Source organism: Pseudomonas sp. P5_152 (genome assembly GCF_033989915.1).
Taxonomy (GTDB): Bacteria; Pseudomonadota; Gammaproteobacteria; order Pseudomonadales; family Pseudomonadaceae; genus Aquipseudomonas.
The window spans coordinates 1,471,107-1,488,691 of sequence record NZ_JASFAH010000002.1; the positions used below are offsets into that span (position 1 = coordinate 1,471,107).

The following is a 17,585-nucleotide window of genomic DNA, read 5'->3' on the forward strand; positions in this document are numbered from 1 at the left end:
TTTTTTGTCAGGTTCAGTCCGACCGATGTGAGGCCCAATCATTTGCGGACGATTGCTGCAATTTACCGCTCAATCACGACTCACTAATGGATATGGGCACCCTGCAGCCAAAGCCAGGGGCATGCCAAAGGTGCTCCGCTAGGACAGCACCCGCTTTCGCGCCCCCCTGGAAGTACGACCCAGGAACCACCCCAATACAGGCCCTATCACCATCCCCACCAGGAGCGTCAGTACCACAACCACCGACAGTGGGATTTGCGGCCCCGCCCAGCCAAGAAACAGCAAAGATACCGACTGCTGATTTTCCAGCACAAACAGCAGTATCGCCAGCGCCAGCAACAGGACAAAAACGCCAAGCAGTACACGCTTCACGCTACGCATAAGTGATTCCTTGAGTTGCGCAGTCTGTCAAAGCCCCTCCTCCTCTTCTTCATTCACCCGATCCCGAAGCTCTTTGCCCGGTTTGAAATGGGGAACAAATTTTCCATCCAGGCTAACCGATTGCCCGGTCTTCGGGTTGCGTCCTACACGAGGTGCGCGGTAGTGCAGGGAGAAACTGCCAAAACCACGGATCTCGATGCGATCACCGGTGGCCAGGCATTGGGACATTTGTTCAAGCATAGTCTTGATGGCCAGCTCTACATCCTTGGATGAAAGCAGCCCTTGATGGGTGACAATTCGTTCGATCAACTCCGACTTCGTCATATTTTTCCCTTCTTTTTCAAGCAGCTAGATCAGCGCTTCAAAGGTTTTAGCATGCCAGAAGGAATTTGAACAGCCCAAGCATTGACTTATCTGCACGACCACGACCTCACCGATCAATCGAGTTTTTTCAGACATCAAACCCAGACTCACCATACAAATTCACCACACGATTACCTACAAATGACCAGCATAGTGCGCGTAAGGTAACCCGCCGGATTCCAACCAAACGGATAGTCCTGATCCTCCTCCTTGATATCACTGGACCTGGCAACGACCTTATACCCCTGCGCCTTGCATTCCTTGTCTGCGCGCTTGTAGCACCTCTCCCAACCCGACCCAAGCCCCGAACAATCGATCTCGATCCCGCTCACCCCGCGCACCGCATGGGACTTCACGTTAGTGGTACAGCCTGCCAGAACCAGCACAACAAGCACGACGAAGAACCTGTTCATTCGCTTCCTTAGACTGGACGATTTGCCCGACCGCTGTTTGCTTCAGGCTAAGCCTAGCCCAAATAGTGAAATGCTCTGCACAAAGAACCAGACCGCACTGCCCGGGGTTTGTTTCACCGATAACCGACACACCCATCAATCGTCGCAAACTCAAATTCCAGGCACAAAAAAGGGCGACCGAAGTCGCCCTTTTTATGGTCTGACAGAACTTAGTTCTGTTTTTCCATCTGTGCACGCAACAGGTCGCCCAGAGTGGTAGGACCAGCAGCAATGTCAGAGGTAGCTGGCTTGTCGCGCAGGCTCTGGATTGCTTCTTTCTCTTCAGCATCGTCTTTCGACTTGATGGAGAGCTGGATTACGCGGCTCTTGCGGTCAACGCTGATGATCTTGGCTTCTACTTCTTCGCCTTCTTTCAGAACGTTACGCGCGTCTTCAACGCGGTCACGGCTGATTTCGGAGGCTTTCAGAGTCGCTTCGATGTCGTCAGCCAAAGTGATGATGGCGCCTTTAGCGTCAACTTCTTTCACGATGCCTTTAACGATTGCGCCTTTGTCGTTCTCTTGAACGTACTCGGAGAACGGATCGCTTTCCAGTTGCTTGATACCCAGGGAGATACGCTCGCGCTCTGGGTCAACCGACAGGATAACGGTGTCCAGCTCGTCGCCTTTCTTGAAGCGACGAACAGCTTCTTCGCCCACTTCGTTCCAGGAGATGTCGGACAGGTGAACCAGGCCGTCGATGCCGCCGTCCAGACCAATGAAGATACCGAAATCGGTGATCGACTTGATGGTGCCGGAGATTTTATCGCCCTTGTTGAACTGGCCAGAGAAATCTTCCCATGGGTTAGATTTGCACTGCTTGATGCCCAGGGAGATACGACGACGCTCTTCGTCGATGTCCAGAACCATAACTTCCACTTCGTCGCCGACTTGTACGACTTTCGAAGGGTGGATGTTCTTGTTGGTCCAGTCCATTTCGGAAACGTGTACCAGACCTTCAACGCCTTCTTCCAGCTCAGCGAAGCAGCCGTAGTCGGTCAGGTTGGTTACACGCGCGGTAACGCGAGTGCTTTCTGGGTAACGGGCTTTGATAGCAACCCATGGATCTTCGCCCAGTTGCTTGAGGCCCAGGGAAACACGATTGCGCTCGCGATCGTACTTCAGAACCTTGACATCGATCTCGTCGCCAACGTTGACGATTTCCGATGGATGCTTGATACGCTTCCAAGCCATGTCGGTAATGTGCAGCAGGCCATCGACGCCACCCAGATCGACGAATGCGCCGTAATCGGTGAGGTTCTTGACGATACCTTTGACTTGTTGGCCTTCCTGCAGGGATTCCAGCAGAGCTTCACGCTCAGCGGAGTTCTCGGCTTCGAGGACGCTACGACGGGAAACGACAACGTTGTTGCGTTTCTGGTCAAGCTTGATGACCTTGAATTCCAGCTCTTTGCCTTCCAGGTGCGTGGTGTCGCGCACAGGACGGACGTCAACCAGAGAACCTGGCAGGAACGCACGGATGCCGTTAACGTCGACAGTGAAGCCGCCTTTAACCTTACCGTTGATAACGCCCTTGACCACTTCTTCGGCTGCGAAGGCTGCTTCCAGAACAATCCAGCATTCAGCGCGCTTGGCTTTTTCACGGGACAGCTTGGTTTCGCCAAAGCCGTCTTCAACCGAGTCCAGAGCAACGTGAACTTCGTCACCGACGTTGATGTTCAGTTCGCCAGCGTCGTTGTAGAACTGCTCAAGCGGGATGAGTGCTTCAGACTTCAGGCCAGCGTGAACGGTTACCCAGCGAGCTTGGTAATCGATATCAACGATAACACCGGTGATGATGGAGCCTGCCTGAAGGTTCAGGGTTTTTAGGCTTTCTTCAAAGAGTTCCGCAAAGCTTTCGCTCATTTTAATTCCTGTTGATAAGGGCGAAGAATACGCCCATCTCCACACCCCAGACGGTGTGGGTTAGTTTCAATTAAAAGAAGCACCGCAGGACTATGACTGGTCCCCTACGGCCTTCTTGGTCACCCGGCGATATCGCGGAGGGCGATTTCGCTCATGATGCGTTCCAGCACCTGATCGATGGACAACTCCGTGGAATCCAGCTGAATCGCGTCGACCGCCGGCTTGAGCGGGGCTACCGCTCGCTGGGTGTCGCGCTCATCGCGCACACGGATCTCATCTAGCAGACTCGACAGACTAACATCCTCGCCCTTGCCCTTCAACTGCAAATATCGGCGGCGCGCCCGTTCCTCGGCGCTGGCGGTCAGAAAAATCTTCAAGGGTGCATCGGGAAAGACCACCGTACCCATGTCACGACCGTCAGCCACCAGCCCCGGGGCTTCCTGGAAAGCCCGCTGGCGCTGCAGCAGCGCTTCACGCACAGCCGGCAGCGCAGCTACCTGGGAGGCGCCCGCACCAGCAGCTTCGGTGCGGATCGCGTCGCTGACCTCATCCCCTTCAAGGATGATGCGCTGCAACTGACCGTCGGTCGCCGCGATGAACTGCACATCCAGATGAGCGGCAAGTTTCTTCAGCAATTCCTCGTTGGTCAGGTCGACCCCGTGGTTGCGCGCAGCGAACGCCAGCAAACGGTACAACGCACCGGAATCCAGCAGATTCCAGTTCAGGCGCCTGGCGAGCATGCCGGCAATAGTGCCTTTACCCGAACCACTTGGCCCGTCGATGGTGATAACTGGAGCAATGTTGTTCACGACTGAGCCTCTTGGGCAACGCGGATACCGACCTGCGCGCACAACGCGAGGAAATTCGGGAAGGAGGTGGCGACGTTGGCGCAATCATGGATGCGGATCGGCGCATTGGCACGCAGCGACGCCACACTGAAGGCCATCGCAATCCGATGATCACCATGACCGTGGACTTCGCCACCACCGATCTGGCCGCCGTCAATGATAATCCCATCCGGCGTCGGCTCACACTTGACGCCCAGCGCCAGCAGACCGTCGGCCATGACCTGGATCCGGTCAGATTCCTTGACCCGCAGCTCTTCGGCACCACGCAGGATAGTCCGGCCTTGCGCACAAGCTGCCGCCACGAACAATACCGGGAACTCGTCGATGGCCAGCGGCACCAGCTCCTCGGGAATCTCGATGCCCTTGAGTTGAGCCGCACGCACACGCAGGTCAGCCACCGGCTCACCGCCGACTTCGCGTTGGTTCTCCAAGGTAATGTCGGCCCCCATGAGACGCAGGATATCGATCACCCCGGTGCGGGTCGGGTTGATGCCGACGTGCTCCAGCACCAGCTCGGAACCTTCGGCAATCGAAGCGGCGACCAGGAAAAACGCCGACGAGGAGATATCGCCCGGCACTTCGATGTGAGTGGCCGTCAGCTTGTGGCCGGACTCGACCGAAGCGGTTGCGCCCTCGACAGTTACCGGATAGCCGAAGCCACGCAGCATGCGCTCGGTATGGTCACGCGTTGGCGCAGGCTCGGTGACCGTGGTCTGGCCTTCGGCGTACAGGCCGGCCAACAGCAGGCAGGACTTAACCTGGGCGCTGGCCATCGGCATGGTGTAGGTCAGGCCCTTGAGGGCATGGCCACCACGAATGATCATCGGCGGACGGCCTTCAGCGGCGGTTTCGATCACCGCACCCATTTCCCGCAGCGGATTGGCCACGCGATTCATCGGGCGCTTGGACAACGAGGCGTCGCCCGTCAGGGTGCTATCGAAGCTCTGCGCAGCCAGAAGGCCAGACAGCAGGCGCATCGAAGTGCCGGAGTTACCCAGGTAGATCGGGCCAGGCGCCGGTTTCAAGCCATGCAGGCCCACACCGTGAATGGTCACACGACCATGGTGCGGCCCTTCGATGACCACCCCCATGTCGCGGAAGGCCTGCAGGGTCGCCAGGGCATCTTCGCCCTCGAGGAAGCCTTCGACTTCGGTGACACCCTCAGCCAGGGAACCGAGCATGATCGAACGGTGGGAAATCGATTTATCGCCCGGTACACGAATCCGCCCAGTCAGGCGGCCACCAGGTTGTGCCAGGAAAATCAGGTCGTTGGAGTTCATAGCGTCCACATAGGCCCGGCGGGCCAGGATTTTACTGAAATGCTCGCGGGCAACCCGGGCGCGAGTGAATACGCCCAACAATTGGTGCCCGTCCCCTGCATCGACCGCGTCGCGCAAGGCGTCGAGGTCGCTGCGAAATGTATCGAGTGTGCGCAGCACCGCTTCCCGGTTAGCGAGAAAGATGTCGTGCCACATCACCGGGTCGCTACCGGCGATTCTTGTGAAATCGCGGAAGCCGCCCGCAGCGTAACGGAAGATCTCAAGATTTTCATTGCGCTTGGCCAAAGAGTCGACCAGACCGAACGCCAACAGGTGCGGCAGATGGCTGGTTGCGGCCAGCACTTCATCGTGGCGCTCGACCTGCATGTGCTCGACATCGGCACCCAGTTCGCGCCACAACGCATCAACCACCGCCAGCGCAGCCGGATCGGTTTGCTCAAGCGGCGTAAGGATCACCTTGTGCCGGCGGAACAACTGGGCATTGGAGGCCTCAACCCCGCTCTGCTCGGAACCGGCAATCGGGTGCCCCGGCACGAAGCGTGGCGGCATGCCGCCGAACGCCTGGGTTGCCGCGCGTACCACATTGCCCTTGGCACTGCCGACATCCGTCAGGATCGCTGCGCCCAGGTCCATGCCCGCGAGCAACGCCAGGAGTTTCTCCATGGCCAGGATCGGCACCGCCAACTGAATGACGTCCGCACCGACACAGGCGGCCGCCAGGTCATCTTCACAGCGGTCGACCACGCCCAGTTCTACGGCAAGCTTGCGTGATTGCAGATCGAGATCGACCCCCACCACCTCACGGCAAATGCCGCTTTCGCGCAAGCCCTTGGCAAACGAACCGCCGATCAGCCCCAGGCCGACCACCACCAGGCGGCCGATCACCGGCACAGCAGGTTGCACGGCACTGACATCAACCACGAGCCAGAACCTTGCTCAGCGCCTCGAGGAAACGACTGTTTTCCGCCGGCAGGCCGACGGTGATGCGCAGGTGGTTCGGCATGCCGTAGTTGGCCACCGGACGCACAATCACACCTTCACGCAGCAAGCCCTGGAAGATCGGCGCAGCACTGCACCCCAGATCAACACAGATGAAGTTGCCCCGGGACGGGATCCAGCCCAGCCCCAGCTCACGGAACCCGGCTTCCAACTGCTGCATGCCAGCCTCATTCAGGCGTCGGCTTTCAGCCAGGTATTCATCGTCCTGCAACGCGGCACAGGCGGCTGCCAGTGCCAGGCTGTTGACGTTGAAGGGCTGGCGCACGCGATTCAGCACGTCAGCCACCACCGCCGTCGACAAACCATAACCGACGCGCAGCGCCGCCAAGCCATAGGCCTTGGAGAAGGTGCGCGATACCAGCAAGTTCGGATACGCAGCAAGAAAATCCAGGCCATCGGGCAGTTCACTGCCCTCGGCGTACTCGATGTACGCCTCGTCCAGCACCACCAGCACCGAGGCAGGCACATCCTGCAGGAACTCATCCAGTGCCTCGGCACTGAACCAGGTTCCGGTCGGGTTGTTCGGGTTGGCAATGAACACTACTCGGGTGTTGGCGTCGATCGCCGCCAACATGGCCGGCAAGTCGTGCCCCCAGTCCTTGGCCGGGATTACCCGCGCATCAGCACCAACGGCCTGGGTGACGATCGGATAGACCGCAAAGGCGTGCTCACTGAACACCGCGTTCAAGCCGGGTGCAAGATAGGCACGCGCCACCAGCTCAAGAATGTCGTTGGAGCCGTTGCCCAACGTCACTTGGCTCAGCTCGACGCGGCACTGTTCTGCCAGCAGGGTCTTGAGCGCAAAGCCATTGCCATCCGGATACCGGGTCAGCTCGGCCAGCTCTTCGCGAATCGCCGCCAAGGCCTTGGGACTGGCACCCAGCGGGTTTTCGTTGCTGGCCAGTTTAACGATGCTGGCCGGATCGATATCCAGCTCGCGAGCCAGTTCGTCCACGGGCTTGCCCGGAACGTAAGGCGAAAGTTGTTGCACGCCCGGCTGTGCCAGAGCGAGGAAGTCGCCACTCATTGTTAACGCCCTTAGAGAACTGCTTTGGGGTAGGAACCCAACACTTTAAGTGCCACTGCTTCCTGACTGATTTTCTCCAGCACACCCTTGACCAGCGGATCGCGGTGGTGGCCGACAAAGTCGATGAAGAACACGTAGGTCCACTTGCCACTGCGCGACGGACGAGTCTCGATGCGAGTCAGGTCGATGCCGTTGTCGTGGAAAGGCACGAGCAGTTCGTGCAGCGCACCCGGCTTGTTGCTCATCGAGACGATGATCGAGGTTTTGTCGTCGCCGGTCGGCGGCACTTCCTGGCTACCGATCATCAGGAAGCGCGTGGAGTTGTCCGGACGATCTTCGATCTTCTCGGCCAGGCGAGTCAGGCCGTACAGGCCAGCCGCCATGTCGCCAGCGATTGCCGCCGAATTCCACTCACCCTTGACCCGCTTGGCTGCCTCGGCGTTGCTGGAGACCGCCACGCGCTCGACATTCGGGTAATGCGCATCCAGCCACTTGCGGCACTGGGCCAGGGACTGGGCGTGGGAGTAGATGCGGCTGATGCTGTCAGTCTTGGTGTTTTCACCCACCAGCAAGTGGTGGTGAATCCGCAGCTCGACTTCGCCACAGATGACCATGTCGTGCTCAAGGAAGCTGTCGAGGGTGTGGTTGACGGCGCCTTCCGTGGAGTTTTCCACAGGCACCACGCCAAAATTCACCGCGCCGGCAGCCACTTCACGGAACACTTCATCGATCGCCGCCATCGGCTTGCTGATCACCGCGTGACCAAAGTGCTTCATGGCGGCTGCCTGGGTGAAGGTGCCTTCAGGCCCCAGGTAAGCCACTTTCAGCGGCTGCTCGAGCGCCAGGCACGAGGACATGATTTCACGGAACAACCGCGCCATCTCTTCGTTGCCCAGCGGCCCCTGGTTACGCTCCATCACGCGCTTGAGCACCTGAGCTTCACGCTCAGGACGATAGAACACCGGCACTTCGCCTTCGGCCAGCGAGGCCATCTTTACTCGCGCGACTTCCTGGGCGCAGCGGGCACGCTCACTGATCAGCTCCAGGACCTTTTCGTCCAGTGAATCAATGCGCAGGCGCAGTGCCTTGAGTTCTTGCTCAGACATTAGCCGTGTTCCTTCTCGAACTCTGCCATGTACGAAACCAGTGCGTTGACCGCAACGATGTCGACGGCGTTATAGATGGAGGCGCGCATACCGCCTACCGAACGGTGACCCTTGAGGTTCAGCAGACCCCGCTCCTCGGCACCGGCCAAAAATGGCTTGTCCAGGCGATCGTCGGCCAGGCGGAACGGCACGTTCATCCACGAGCGATCAGTCTTGTTGATCGGGTTGCTGTACAGGCCGCTGGCATCAATGAAGTCATACAGAGTGCGCTGCTTGGCCTCGTTGAGCTTACCGATAGCTTCCACGCCACCTTGATCCTTCAGCCACTCGAACACCAGGCCGGACAGGTACCAGGCCAGGGTTGGCGGGGTGTTGTACATCGAGCCATTGTCGGCCGCGACCTTGTAGTCGAGCATGGTCGGGCACAACGAGCGGGCACGACCCAGCAGGTCTTCGCGCACGATGTTGACCACGATACCGCTCGGCCCGATGTTTTTCTGGGCGCCGGCGTAGATCATGCCAAAGCGCGAAACATCGATCGGGCGCGACAAAATGTCCGAGGACATGTCGGCGACCAGCGGCACATCACCGGTTTCCGGCACCCAGCCAAATTCCAGGCCGCCGATGGTTTCGTTCGGCGCGTAGTGCACGTAGGCGGCGTCCTGCGACAACTGCCACTCGTTCTGTCCGGGAATTGCAAAATAGTCGTAGGGCTTGGCGGTTGCGGCAACGTTGACGTGGCCGTAACGGGAAGCTTCTTCGATGGCTTTCTGCGACCAGATACCGGTGTCGATATAGTCGGCAGTGCCGTTTTCCGGCAACAGGTTCAGCGGAATCTGGGCAAATTGCTGGCTCGCGCCGCCTTGCAGAAACAGTACTTTGTAGTTCGAAGGGATATTCAGCAGATCACGCAGATCCTGCTCGGCCTTGGTGGCAATGGACACGAACTCATCACTGCGATGGCTCATTTCCATGACGGAGAGGCCCTTGCCGTGCCAATCCAGGAGTTCACCCTGGGCACGTTGCAGGACAGCTTCGGGAAGTGCCGCCGGACCGGCACAGAAGTTATAGGCTCTCTTGCTCACATCCAATCTCGCTCTGATTTGGTGGTATCACACATTTATAGGGGGCGATCGCCACTCACATGGCTGAGCAGCGATCAACTGTAGGAGCGAGCTTGCTCGCGAAAAACCTGAGGACGCCGCGCTTAATCAGGAAACCCGCGTCATCGTTAACGTCCATCGCGAGCGAGCTCGCTCCTACAGGGTCATCAATTTTCCATAGGGACAAACAACAAGGGGGCGAATTTTCATCCGCCCCCTGTTTGTCCGCTTACTCTTGCGGTTCTTCGTCAGCGGCGGCATCGAGTTGCTGATCGTCAACCACGTCGTCGATCACGACCTCGCCGTCGAATACCGCACCCTCTTCACCTTCCAGCTCGTCACCTTCGACTTCCGACGGCTCCTGGACCCGCTCCAGGCCTACCAGCGTTTCGTCGCTGGCCAGCTTGATCAGGGTCACGCCCTGGGTGTTACGACCCAGGCTCGAGACTTCGTCGACACGGGTACGCACCAGAGTGCCCTGGTCGGAAATCAGCATGATCTCCTCACCGTCGAGCACCTGAACGGCACCTACCAGACGGCCGTTGCGGTCGTTGCTGACCATGGCGATCACGCCCTGGCCGCCACGCTTGTACTCCGGGAACTCGCCGATGGCGGTACGCTTGCCATAACCACGCGCCGAAGCGGTGAGGATCTGGCTGCCTTCTTCCGGGATCAGCATGGAAATCAGCTTCTGCCCTTCCGGCAGGCGCATGCCGCGCACACCACGTGCAGTACGGCCCATGGCACGTACATCGGATTCCTTGAAGCGAGTGACCTTGCCGCCGTCGGAGAACAGCATGACTTCACGCTCGCCATCGGTGATGGCTGCGCTGATCAATACGTCGCCTTCGTCCAGCTCCAGCGCGATCAGGCCGACGCTGCGTTGACGACTGAAGGATTCCAGCGGGGTCTTCTTCACGGTGCCTTTGGCGGTCGCCATGAAGATGAAGTGACCTTCGGTGTATTCCTCGACCGGCAGCATGGTCGTGATGTACTCATCACTGTCCAGCGGCAGCAGGTTGACCAGCGGACGCCCACGGGCAGCGCGGGAAGCTTCCGGAATCTCGTAGGTTTTCAGCCAGTACACCTTGCCCTTGCTGGAGAACAGCAGCAGCGTGGTGTGGCTGTTGGCAACCAGCAGGTGAGCGATGTAGTCCTCATCCTTGACGCCAGTCGCCGACTTGCCTTTACCGCCACGACGCTGGGCCTGGTACGCAGCCAATGGCTGGGTCTTGGCGTAGCCACCGTGGGAAATGGTCACGACGCGCTCTTCTTCCGGGATCATGTCACCCAGGGTCAAGTCGAGACGGGCATCGAGGATTTCGGTGCGGCGCACATCGCCGTACTCGGCGCGGATCACTTCCAGCTCTTCGCGGATCACTTCCATCAGGCGCGTGGCGCTGTTGAGGATGCGGATCAGCTCGCCGATCTGGTTGAGGATCTCTTGATACTCGGCCAGCAGCTTTTCGTGCTCCAGGCCAGTCAGGCGGTGCAGACGCAGCTCCAGAATGGCTTGCGCCTGTTCCGGCGACAGGAAGTACTTGCCTTCGCGCAGGCCGTATTGCGGGTCCAGGGTCTCTGGACGGCAAGAGTCGGCACCGGCGCGCTCGACCATCGCCACCACGGCGGAGGATTCCCAGGCAGTGCTGATCAGCGCTTCCTTGGCTTCCGACGGCGTTGGCGAGGCCTTGATCAGGGCGATGACCGGGTCGATGTTCGACAGGGCAACGGCCTGGCCTTCCAGGATGTGGCCACGCTCGCGAGCTTTACGCAGCTCGAACACGGTACGACGGGTCACGACTTCGCGACGGTGACGCACGAAGGCTTCCAGCAGATCCTTGAGATTGAGGATCCGCGGACGGCCATCGATCAGCGCAACGATGTTGATACCGAACACTGCTTGCAGCTGAGTCTGGGCGTAGAGGTTGTTGAGAATCACCTCTGGCACTTCGCCGCGACGCAATTCGATCACGACGCGCATACCATCCTTGTCGGACTCGTCGCGCAGCTCGGTGATGCCTTCCAGCTTCTTCTCTTTGACCAGCTCGGCGATCTTCTCGATCAGACGCGCCTTGTTCAACTGGTAAGGCAGTTCGGTGATGACGATCTGCTGGCGACCACCGACCTTGTCGATGTCTTCGATCGTCGAGCGGGCACGCATGTAAATGCGCCCGCGGCCGGTACGGTAGGCTTCGATGATGCCGGCGCGACCGTTGATGATCGCCGCGGTCGGGAAGTCCGGACCCGGGATGTATTGCATCAACTCGTCGACAGTCAGCTCGGGATTGTCGATGAGCGCCAGGCAACCGTCGATGACTTCACCGAGGTTGTGCGGCGGAATGTTGGTCGCCATGCCCACGGCGATACCGCTGGAGCCGTTGACCAGCAGGTTGGGAATACGGGTCGGCATGACCGCCGGGATCATTTCGGTGCCGTCGTAGTTCGGCACCCAGTCCACGGTTTCCTTGTGCAGGTCAGCCAGCAGCTCGTGCGCCAGCTTGGTCATGCGCACTTCGGTGTATCGCATCGCAGCGGCGTTGTCGCCGTCGACCGAACCGAAGTTGCCCTGGCCGTCGACCAGCAGGTAACGCAGCGAGAATGGCTGCGCCATCCGAACGATGGTGTCGTACACCGCGGTATCACCGTGGGGGTGATACTTACCGATCACGTCACCGACAACACGGGCAGATTTCTTGTACGGCTTGTTGAAGTCGTTACCCAGCTCGCTCATAGCGAACAGCACACGCCGATGCACGGGCTTCAAGCCATCGCGCGCATCAGGCAGTGCCCGCCCGACAATTACGCTCATTGCGTAGTCGAGGTAGGACTGCTTCAGCTCGTCTTCGATATTGACCGGGAGGATTTCTTTGGCCAGTTCGCCCATGAGAAGCCTGATTCCTTTTTCTGGTGAAACTTCGTCACATCCAGATGGGACGAACGAAGCTCGCCGCTGCAGGCTGAGTGCCATGCACCGACTTACGACAAATCAACGAGTTATGCCATGGATCTGCGCAGTAAAGGTTACCCCGCGGGGCGACCTTGGAAACCGCCGGATGTTATCACAAGAGCCGCCACGCACCTATCCCCCTGATGCGCATGGAGCATAGTTAGTTGACCGATGACAGGCTTGAGGGGGACGAGAGAAGCTTAGAGGCTGATTCGAGACTAGATTGTGGTTAATTTATTGACTTGACCTGCCCCTTCGCTGGCAAGCCAGCTCCTGCAGAGCATGTGGTGGGCGCAAAACCTGTGGGAATGAACCTGCTCGCGACGACAATCGCTCAGACACCTGAGCTGATCAATGCAGGCGCTTGCGGCACATCAACTGCGCCATCTTTGCGGTATCCGGCCGCTCGACCAGGCCTTTTTCGGTGATGATGGCATCGATCAAGTCCGCCGGCGTGACGTCGAACACCGGATTAAAAGCCTCGACCCCCTCACCAATCCGCTTGCCGCCCACTTCGAGCAACTCACCGGCGTCGCGCTCTTCAAGGACGATGTCCTCGCCGCTGGCCAGGTCCATGTCGATGGTCGAGCTCGACGCCACCACCATGAAGCGCACGCCGTGGTGCATGGCGTTGACTGCCAACTGGTAGGTGCCGATCTGGCTGGCCACATCGCCATTGGCGGCGATCCGATCAGCGCCGACGACCACCCAGGTAATGCCCTTGGTCTTCATGATATGGGCGGCAGCCGCATCGGCATTGACAGTCACCGGAATGCCTTCGTTGGCCAGCTCCCAAGTGGTAAGGCGCGAGCCTTGCAGCCAGGGCCGGGTTTCGTCGACATAGACCCGCTCGACCATGCCTTCCAGGAACGCCCCGCGAATCACCCCCAGCGCCGTACCGAAGCCGCCCGTGGCCAGCGCACCGGCATTGCCATGGGTGAGGATGGTCTGCGCGTTGCCTTGGTGCTTGCGAATCAGGTCGACGCCCAACTGGGCGATGGTCAGGTTGGCCTCACGATCACTTTCTTGGATCGCCAGGGCTTCGGCCTCGAGCGCGGCCAAGGGCTGGGCGTGGGCCTTGAGCCGCGCCAGGCGTTCGCGCATGCGCCCCAGGGCCCAGGACAAGTTGGCTGCGGTCGGGCGGGACTCGGCCAGCAGGGCAAAATCCTCTTCCAGCGCCGCCTGCCAGTCGCCACCCGCGGCGATTCGGGCACGCGCGGCCAGCACCATGCCATAGGCGGCGCTAATGCCGATTGCCGGGGCGCCACGGACCACCATCGCACGAATGGCCTCCGCCACCTGCGCCGCGCTGGTATGGGCGATCCAGCGCTCCTCGAACGGCAGCAGGCGCTGATCCAGCAGGTACAGGGTGCCGTCTCGCCAATCGATGGCCTTCACCTTCTCAGCAGCCAACAGTCGATCGCGCATCCCTCACCCCGTACTCATGAACAAAAGCCGTCGATTATAGCGATCCCCCCGCGAAGACGCTCGGGTATACTTCGCCATCCTTTACAAAAGCACTGGACCGAATCCTCGATGCCGACCCCCGTTGCCGCTCTCGACCTCCTCTTGCTGCCGACCTGGCTGGTGCCTGTCGAGCCGGCGGGCGTGGTGCTCAAGGAGCATGGCCTGGGGATCCGCGACGGGCGAATTGCCTTCATCGGTCCGCGCAGCGCTGCACTCAAACTCGCGGCCCATGAGGTCCGGGAGTTGCCAGGCATGCTGCTCAGCCCCGGGCTGATCAACGCCCATGGGCATGCGGCAATGACCCTGTTCCGCGGCCTGGCCGACGACTTGCCGCTGATGACCTGGCTCGAACAGCACATCTGGCCGGCCGAGGCCAAGTGGGTTGATGAGGCCTTTGTACGCGACGGCACCGACCTGGCCATCGCCGAACAGATCAAAGGTGGCATCACCTGCTTCTCGGACATGTACTTCTTCCCCAAAGTTGCCAGTGAGCGTGTCCATAACAGCGGCATACGGGCACAGATCGCAATTCCGATCCTCGACTTCCCGATTCCCGGCGCCAGCAGTGCCGATGAGGCGATCCGCCAGGGCATCGAACTGTTCGGCGACCTCAAGCACCATCCACGCCTCAAAATCGCCTTCGGCCCCCATGCACCCTACACCGTTGGCGATGAAAACCTGGAGAAAGTCCGGGTGATCGCCGAGGAACTGGACGCCGCCATTCACATGCACGTCCACGAAACCGCGATCGAGGTGCACCAGGCGCTGGAAAAGCACGGTGAGCGGCCATTGGCCCGCCTGGCACGCCTGGGCCTGCTGGGGCCACGCTTCCAGGCGGTGCACATGACCCAGATCAGCGAAGACGACCTGGTATTGCTGGTAGAAAGCAACAGCAGCGTGATTCATTGCCCGGAATCGAACCTGAAACTGGCCAGCGGCTTCTGCCCGGTGGAGCGCTTGTGGCAAGCCGGGGTCAATGTGGCGATCGGCACCGATGGCGCCGCCAGCAACAACGACCTGGACCTGCTGGGCGAAACCCGTACCGCCGCCCTGCTGGCCAAAGCCGTTGCCGGATCCGCCAGCGCCCTGGACGCCCATCGCGCCCTGCGCATGGCGACCCTCAACGGCGCCCGTGCCCTGGGCCTGGAACAGCAGACTGGCTCGCTGGAAGTCGGCAAGCTTGCCGACCTCGTGGCCTTCGACCTGTCCGGCCTGGCCCAGCAACCGGTCTACGACCCAGTCTCGCAACTGATCTATGCCACCGGCCGGGACTGCGTGAAACACCTTTGGGTCGGCGGCAAGCAATTGCTCGACGACCGGCGCCTGACGCGCCTCGATGAACAACAGCTGTGCGCCACGGCCAACGCCTGGGGCCAACGCATCAGCGGCCACACCGAATAGAACGACCCCTTGAGCTGAACCTCAAGGCTGACAGCAGAATATTTCAGATTCAGAGGATTACCCATGAGCAACGTCGACCACGCTGAAATCGCCAAATTCGAGGCCCTGGCCCATCGCTGGTGGGATCGCGAAAGCGAGTTCAAGCCCCTCCACGACATCAACCCACTGCGCGTCAACTGGATTGACGAACGCGTCAAACTGGCGGGCAAGAAGGTCCTGGACGTCGGCTGTGGCGGCGGCATCCTCAGCGAATCCATGGCACAGCGCGGCGCCACCGTGATGGGCATCGACATGGGCGAAGCGCCCCTGGCAGTTGCCCAGTTGCATCAACTGGAGTCGGGCGTGAGCGTGGAATACCGGCAGATCACCGCCGAAGCCCTGGCCGAAGAAATGCCCGAGCAGTTCGACGTGGTCACCTGCCTGGAAATGCTCGAGCACGTGCCCGACCCCTCGTCGGTGATCCGCGCCTGCTTCCGTATGGTCAAGCCCGGCGGCCAGGTGTTCTTCTCCACCATCAACCGCAACCCGAAGGCCTACCTGTTCGCCATCGTCGGCGCGGAATACATCATGAAGCTGCTGCCACGCGGCACCCACGACTTCAAGAAATTCATCCGCCCTTCCGAACTGGGCGCCTGGAGCCGTGCAGCCGGCCTGACCGTCAAGGACATCATCGGCCTGACCTACAACCCGCTGACCAAGCACTACAAGCTGGCCAGCGACGTTGACGTCAACTACATGATCCAGACCCTGCGCGAGGAGTAAGCCCATGGCAATCAGAGCAGTTCTCTTCGACATGGACGGCACCCTGCTCGACACCGCGCCGGACTTCATCGCCATCTGCCAGGACATGCTCGCCGAGCGCGGGCTGCCAGCGATCCCGGACAAACGCATCCGCGACGAGATTTCCGGCGGGGCCAAGGCCATGGTCGCCGCGACCTTCATGCTGGACCCGCAGGCGCCAGGCTTCGAGGAACTACGCCTGGAGTTCCTCGAGCGCTACCTCAAGGGCTGCGCGGTCCACAGCAAACTGTTCGACGGTATGGCTGAACTGCTGGCCGACATCGAGAAGGCCAATCTGATCTGGGGCGTAGTGACCAACAAGCCGCTGCGTTTTGCCGAGCCGATCATGCAACAACTGGGGCTGGCCGAGCGCTCGGCCCTACTGATCTGCCCGGATCACGTAAAGAACAGCAAGCCAGACCCGGAACCGCTGATCCTCGCGTGCAAGATGCTCGACCTCGACCCGGCCAGCGTCCTGTTCGTCGGCGACGACCTGCGCGACATCGAGTCCGGACGCGATGCCGGCACCCGCACCGCCGCGGTCACCTACGGCTACATTCACCCAGACGACAACCCGCGGCACTGGGGTGCGGACGTGGTGGTGGATCATCCGCTGGAGTTGCGCAAGGTGCTCGATAGCGCGTTGTGCAGCTGCTAAGCAGTCAACGCACCACATCTGTGGGAGCGCGCCTGCTGGCGATAGCCGCACCGGCGCCCCCGCTGGGATTGCGCCTGACCTGAAGAATTTTTGTAGAGGTTTTTTATGTTTGATTACTCCGCTCGTCCTGAATTGCTCAAGGACCGGGTCATCCTGGTCACCGGTGCCGGCCGCGGGATCGGTGCAGCCGCCGCGAAAACCTACGCAGCTCACGGCGCCACCGTGCTGTTGCTGGGCAAGACCGAAGCCAACCTGACCCAGGTCTACGACGAAATCGAAGCTGCGGGCCACCCTCAACCGGCGGTGATCCCGTTCAACCTGGAAACCGCTCTGCCGCACCAGTACGACGAGTTGGCGGCAATGATCGAGACTGAGTTCGGGCACCTTGACGGCCTGCTGCACAACGCCTCGATCATTGGTCCACGCACGCCGATCGAGCAACTGTCCGGCGAAAACTTCATGCGCGTGATGCAAGTCAACGTCAACGCCATGTTCATGCTCACCAGCACCCTGCTGCCCCTGCTCAAGCTGTCCAAGGACGCCTCGGTGATCTTCACGTCCAGCAGCGTGGGTCGCAAGGGCCGTGCCTACTGGGGTGCTTATGGCGTATCGAAGTTCGCCACCGAGGGCTTGATGCAGACCCTGGCCGATGAAGTCGACACCGTCGCACCGATCCGCTCCAACAGCATCAACCCGGGCGCCACCCGCACCAGCATGCGTGCCCAGGCCTACCCCGGGGAAAACCCGAACAACAACCCGACCCCGGAAGAGATCATGCCGGTCTACCTGTACCTCATGGGGCCGGATAGCAGCGGCATCAACGGCCAGGCGTTCGACGCCCAGTAAGCTCGCCCCAGCATGTCGCGACGGCTTCCCGCCGCGGCATGAGCCAGGCGGTGCCACTATTC

15 protein-coding genes are annotated in these 17,585 nt (G+C 60.3%); 4 read left to right on the plus strand and 11 right to left on the minus strand.

What is annotated here, in order from left to right; all coding sequences use genetic code 11:
- Positions 1–138: 138 nt before the first annotated feature.
- The 11 genes from QMK50_RS06465 to mtnA form a co-directional block, all read right to left on the minus strand.
- The gene (locus QMK50_RS06465; protein ID WP_159997354.1) at positions 139–381 is read right to left on the minus strand and encodes a lipopolysaccharide assembly protein LapA domain-containing protein; all 243 of its coding nucleotides are present in this window, start codon (positions 379–381) and stop codon (positions 139–141) included.
- Positions 382–408: 27 nt separating this feature from the next.
- Entirely contained in the window at positions 409–705 is a 297-nt protein-coding gene (ihfB, locus tag QMK50_RS06470; RefSeq protein ID WP_007899751.1) for an integration host factor subunit beta, read from the minus strand.
- A gap of 170 nt (positions 706–875) precedes the next feature.
- Positions 876–1,157 carry a hypothetical protein gene (locus QMK50_RS06475; RefSeq protein ID WP_095168027.1) on the minus strand — a complete coding sequence of 94 codons (282 nt, stop codon included), beginning with the start codon at positions 1,155–1,157 and terminating at the stop codon, positions 876–878.
- Between the two features lie 209 nt (positions 1,158–1,366).
- Positions 1,367–3,061, minus strand: coding sequence for a 30S ribosomal protein S1 (gene rpsA / locus QMK50_RS06480; protein WP_014337228.1), 1,695 nt, complete (start codon positions 3,059–3,061; stop codon positions 1,367–1,369).
- A gap of 119 nt (positions 3,062–3,180) precedes the next feature.
- Positions 3,181–3,870, minus strand: a complete 690-nt coding sequence (cmk, locus tag QMK50_RS06485; RefSeq protein WP_159997356.1) for a (d)CMP kinase — start codon at positions 3,868–3,870, stop codon at positions 3,181–3,183.
- The gene (locus QMK50_RS06490) at positions 3,867–6,074 is read right to left on the minus strand and encodes a bifunctional prephenate dehydrogenase/3-phosphoshikimate 1-carboxyvinyltransferase (protein ID WP_320334498.1); all 2,208 of its coding nucleotides are present in this window, start codon (positions 6,072–6,074) and stop codon (positions 3,867–3,869) included. Before QMK50_RS06490 ends, cmk begins: the two co-directional genes overlap by 4 nt.
- Positions 6,075–6,102: 28 nt before the next feature.
- Positions 6,103–7,215 carry a histidinol-phosphate transaminase gene (gene hisC / locus QMK50_RS06495; protein ID WP_320332805.1) on the minus strand — a complete coding sequence of 371 codons (1,113 nt, stop codon included), beginning with the start codon at positions 7,213–7,215 and terminating at the stop codon, positions 6,103–6,105.
- Positions 7,216–7,226: 11 nt separating this feature from the next.
- Positions 7,227–8,321, minus strand: a complete 1,095-nt coding sequence (pheA, locus tag QMK50_RS06500) for a prephenate dehydratase (protein ID WP_017129662.1) — start codon at positions 8,319–8,321, stop codon at positions 7,227–7,229.
- A complete protein-coding gene (gene serC / locus QMK50_RS06505; protein ID WP_095168258.1) occupies positions 8,321–9,406 on the minus strand; it encodes a 3-phosphoserine/phosphohydroxythreonine transaminase in 1,086 nt (361 codons plus the stop codon). Before serC ends, pheA begins: the two co-directional genes overlap by 1 nt.
- A 247-nt stretch (positions 9,407–9,653) precedes the next feature.
- Positions 9,654–12,308 (minus strand): DNA gyrase subunit A, encoded by a 2,655-nt coding sequence (gene gyrA / locus QMK50_RS06510; RefSeq protein ID WP_095168022.1) that lies wholly within the window; start codon positions 12,306–12,308, stop codon positions 9,654–9,656.
- Positions 12,309–12,722: 414 nt separating this feature from the next.
- Positions 12,723–13,799, minus strand: a complete 1,077-nt coding sequence (gene mtnA, locus QMK50_RS06515) for an S-methyl-5-thioribose-1-phosphate isomerase (protein ID WP_320332806.1) — start codon at positions 13,797–13,799, stop codon at positions 12,723–12,725.
- A gap of 108 nt (positions 13,800–13,907) precedes the next feature.
- Between mtnA and QMK50_RS06520 the strand changes: the two genes are divergently transcribed.
- From QMK50_RS06520 to QMK50_RS06535, 4 genes are all read left to right on the plus strand, one after another.
- A complete protein-coding gene (locus QMK50_RS06520) occupies positions 13,908–15,239 on the plus strand; it encodes a TRZ/ATZ family hydrolase (protein ID WP_320332807.1) in 1,332 nt (443 codons plus the stop codon).
- 63 nt (positions 15,240–15,302) lie between these two features.
- Positions 15,303–16,001 (plus strand): bifunctional 2-polyprenyl-6-hydroxyphenol methylase/3-demethylubiquinol 3-O-methyltransferase UbiG, encoded by a 699-nt coding sequence (gene ubiG / locus QMK50_RS06525; RefSeq protein WP_095168018.1) that lies wholly within the window; start codon positions 15,303–15,305, stop codon positions 15,999–16,001.
- A gap of 4 nt (positions 16,002–16,005) precedes the next feature.
- Complete coding sequence (gene mupP, locus QMK50_RS06530) at positions 16,006–16,677, plus strand: N-acetylmuramic acid 6-phosphate phosphatase MupP (RefSeq protein ID WP_095168017.1); 672 nt, start codon at positions 16,006–16,008, stop codon at positions 16,675–16,677.
- A 105-nt stretch (positions 16,678–16,782) separates the two neighbouring features.
- The gene (locus QMK50_RS06535; RefSeq protein ID WP_095168015.1) at positions 16,783–17,523 is read left to right on the plus strand and encodes a YciK family oxidoreductase; all 741 of its coding nucleotides are present in this window, start codon (positions 16,783–16,785) and stop codon (positions 17,521–17,523) included.
- Positions 17,524–17,585: the final 62 nt, after the last annotated feature.

What these genes read in the sequence shown, in the direction of transcription:
- QMK50_RS06465 (WP_159997354.1), bottom strand. Translation starts at nt 381, where the DNA reads ATGCGTAGCGTGAAGCGTGTACTGCTTGGCGTTTTTGTCCTGTTGCTG.
- ihfB (WP_007899751.1), bottom strand. Translation starts at nt 705, where the DNA reads ATGACGAAGTCGGAGTTGATCGAACGAATTGTCACCCATCAAGGGCTG.
- QMK50_RS06475 (WP_095168027.1), bottom strand. Translation starts at nt 1,157, where the DNA reads ATGAACAGGTTCTTCGTCGTGCTTGTTGTGCTGGTTCTGGCAGGCTGT.
- rpsA (WP_014337228.1), bottom strand. Translation starts at nt 3,061, where the DNA reads ATGAGCGAAAGCTTTGCGGAACTCTTTGAAGAAAGCCTAAAAACCCTG.
- hisC (WP_320332805.1), bottom strand. Translation starts at nt 7,215, where the DNA reads ATGAGTGGCGACTTCCTCGCTCTGGCACAGCCGGGCGTGCAACAACTT.
- pheA (WP_017129662.1), bottom strand. Translation starts at nt 8,321, where the DNA reads ATGTCTGAGCAAGAACTCAAGGCACTGCGCCTGCGCATTGATTCACTG.
- gyrA (WP_095168022.1), bottom strand. Translation starts at nt 12,308, where the DNA reads ATGGGCGAACTGGCCAAAGAAATCCTCCCGGTCAATATCGAAGACGAG.
- mtnA (WP_320332806.1), bottom strand. Translation starts at nt 13,799, where the DNA reads ATGCGCGATCGACTGTTGGCTGCTGAGAAGGTGAAGGCCATCGATTGG.
- QMK50_RS06520 (WP_320332807.1), top strand. Translation starts at nt 13,908, where the DNA reads ATGCCGACCCCCGTTGCCGCTCTCGACCTCCTCTTGCTGCCGACCTGG.
- ubiG (WP_095168018.1), top strand. Translation starts at nt 15,303, where the DNA reads ATGAGCAACGTCGACCACGCTGAAATCGCCAAATTCGAGGCCCTGGCC.
- mupP (WP_095168017.1), top strand. Translation starts at nt 16,006, where the DNA reads ATGGCAATCAGAGCAGTTCTCTTCGACATGGACGGCACCCTGCTCGAC.
- QMK50_RS06535 (WP_095168015.1), top strand. Translation starts at nt 16,783, where the DNA reads ATGTTTGATTACTCCGCTCGTCCTGAATTGCTCAAGGACCGGGTCATC.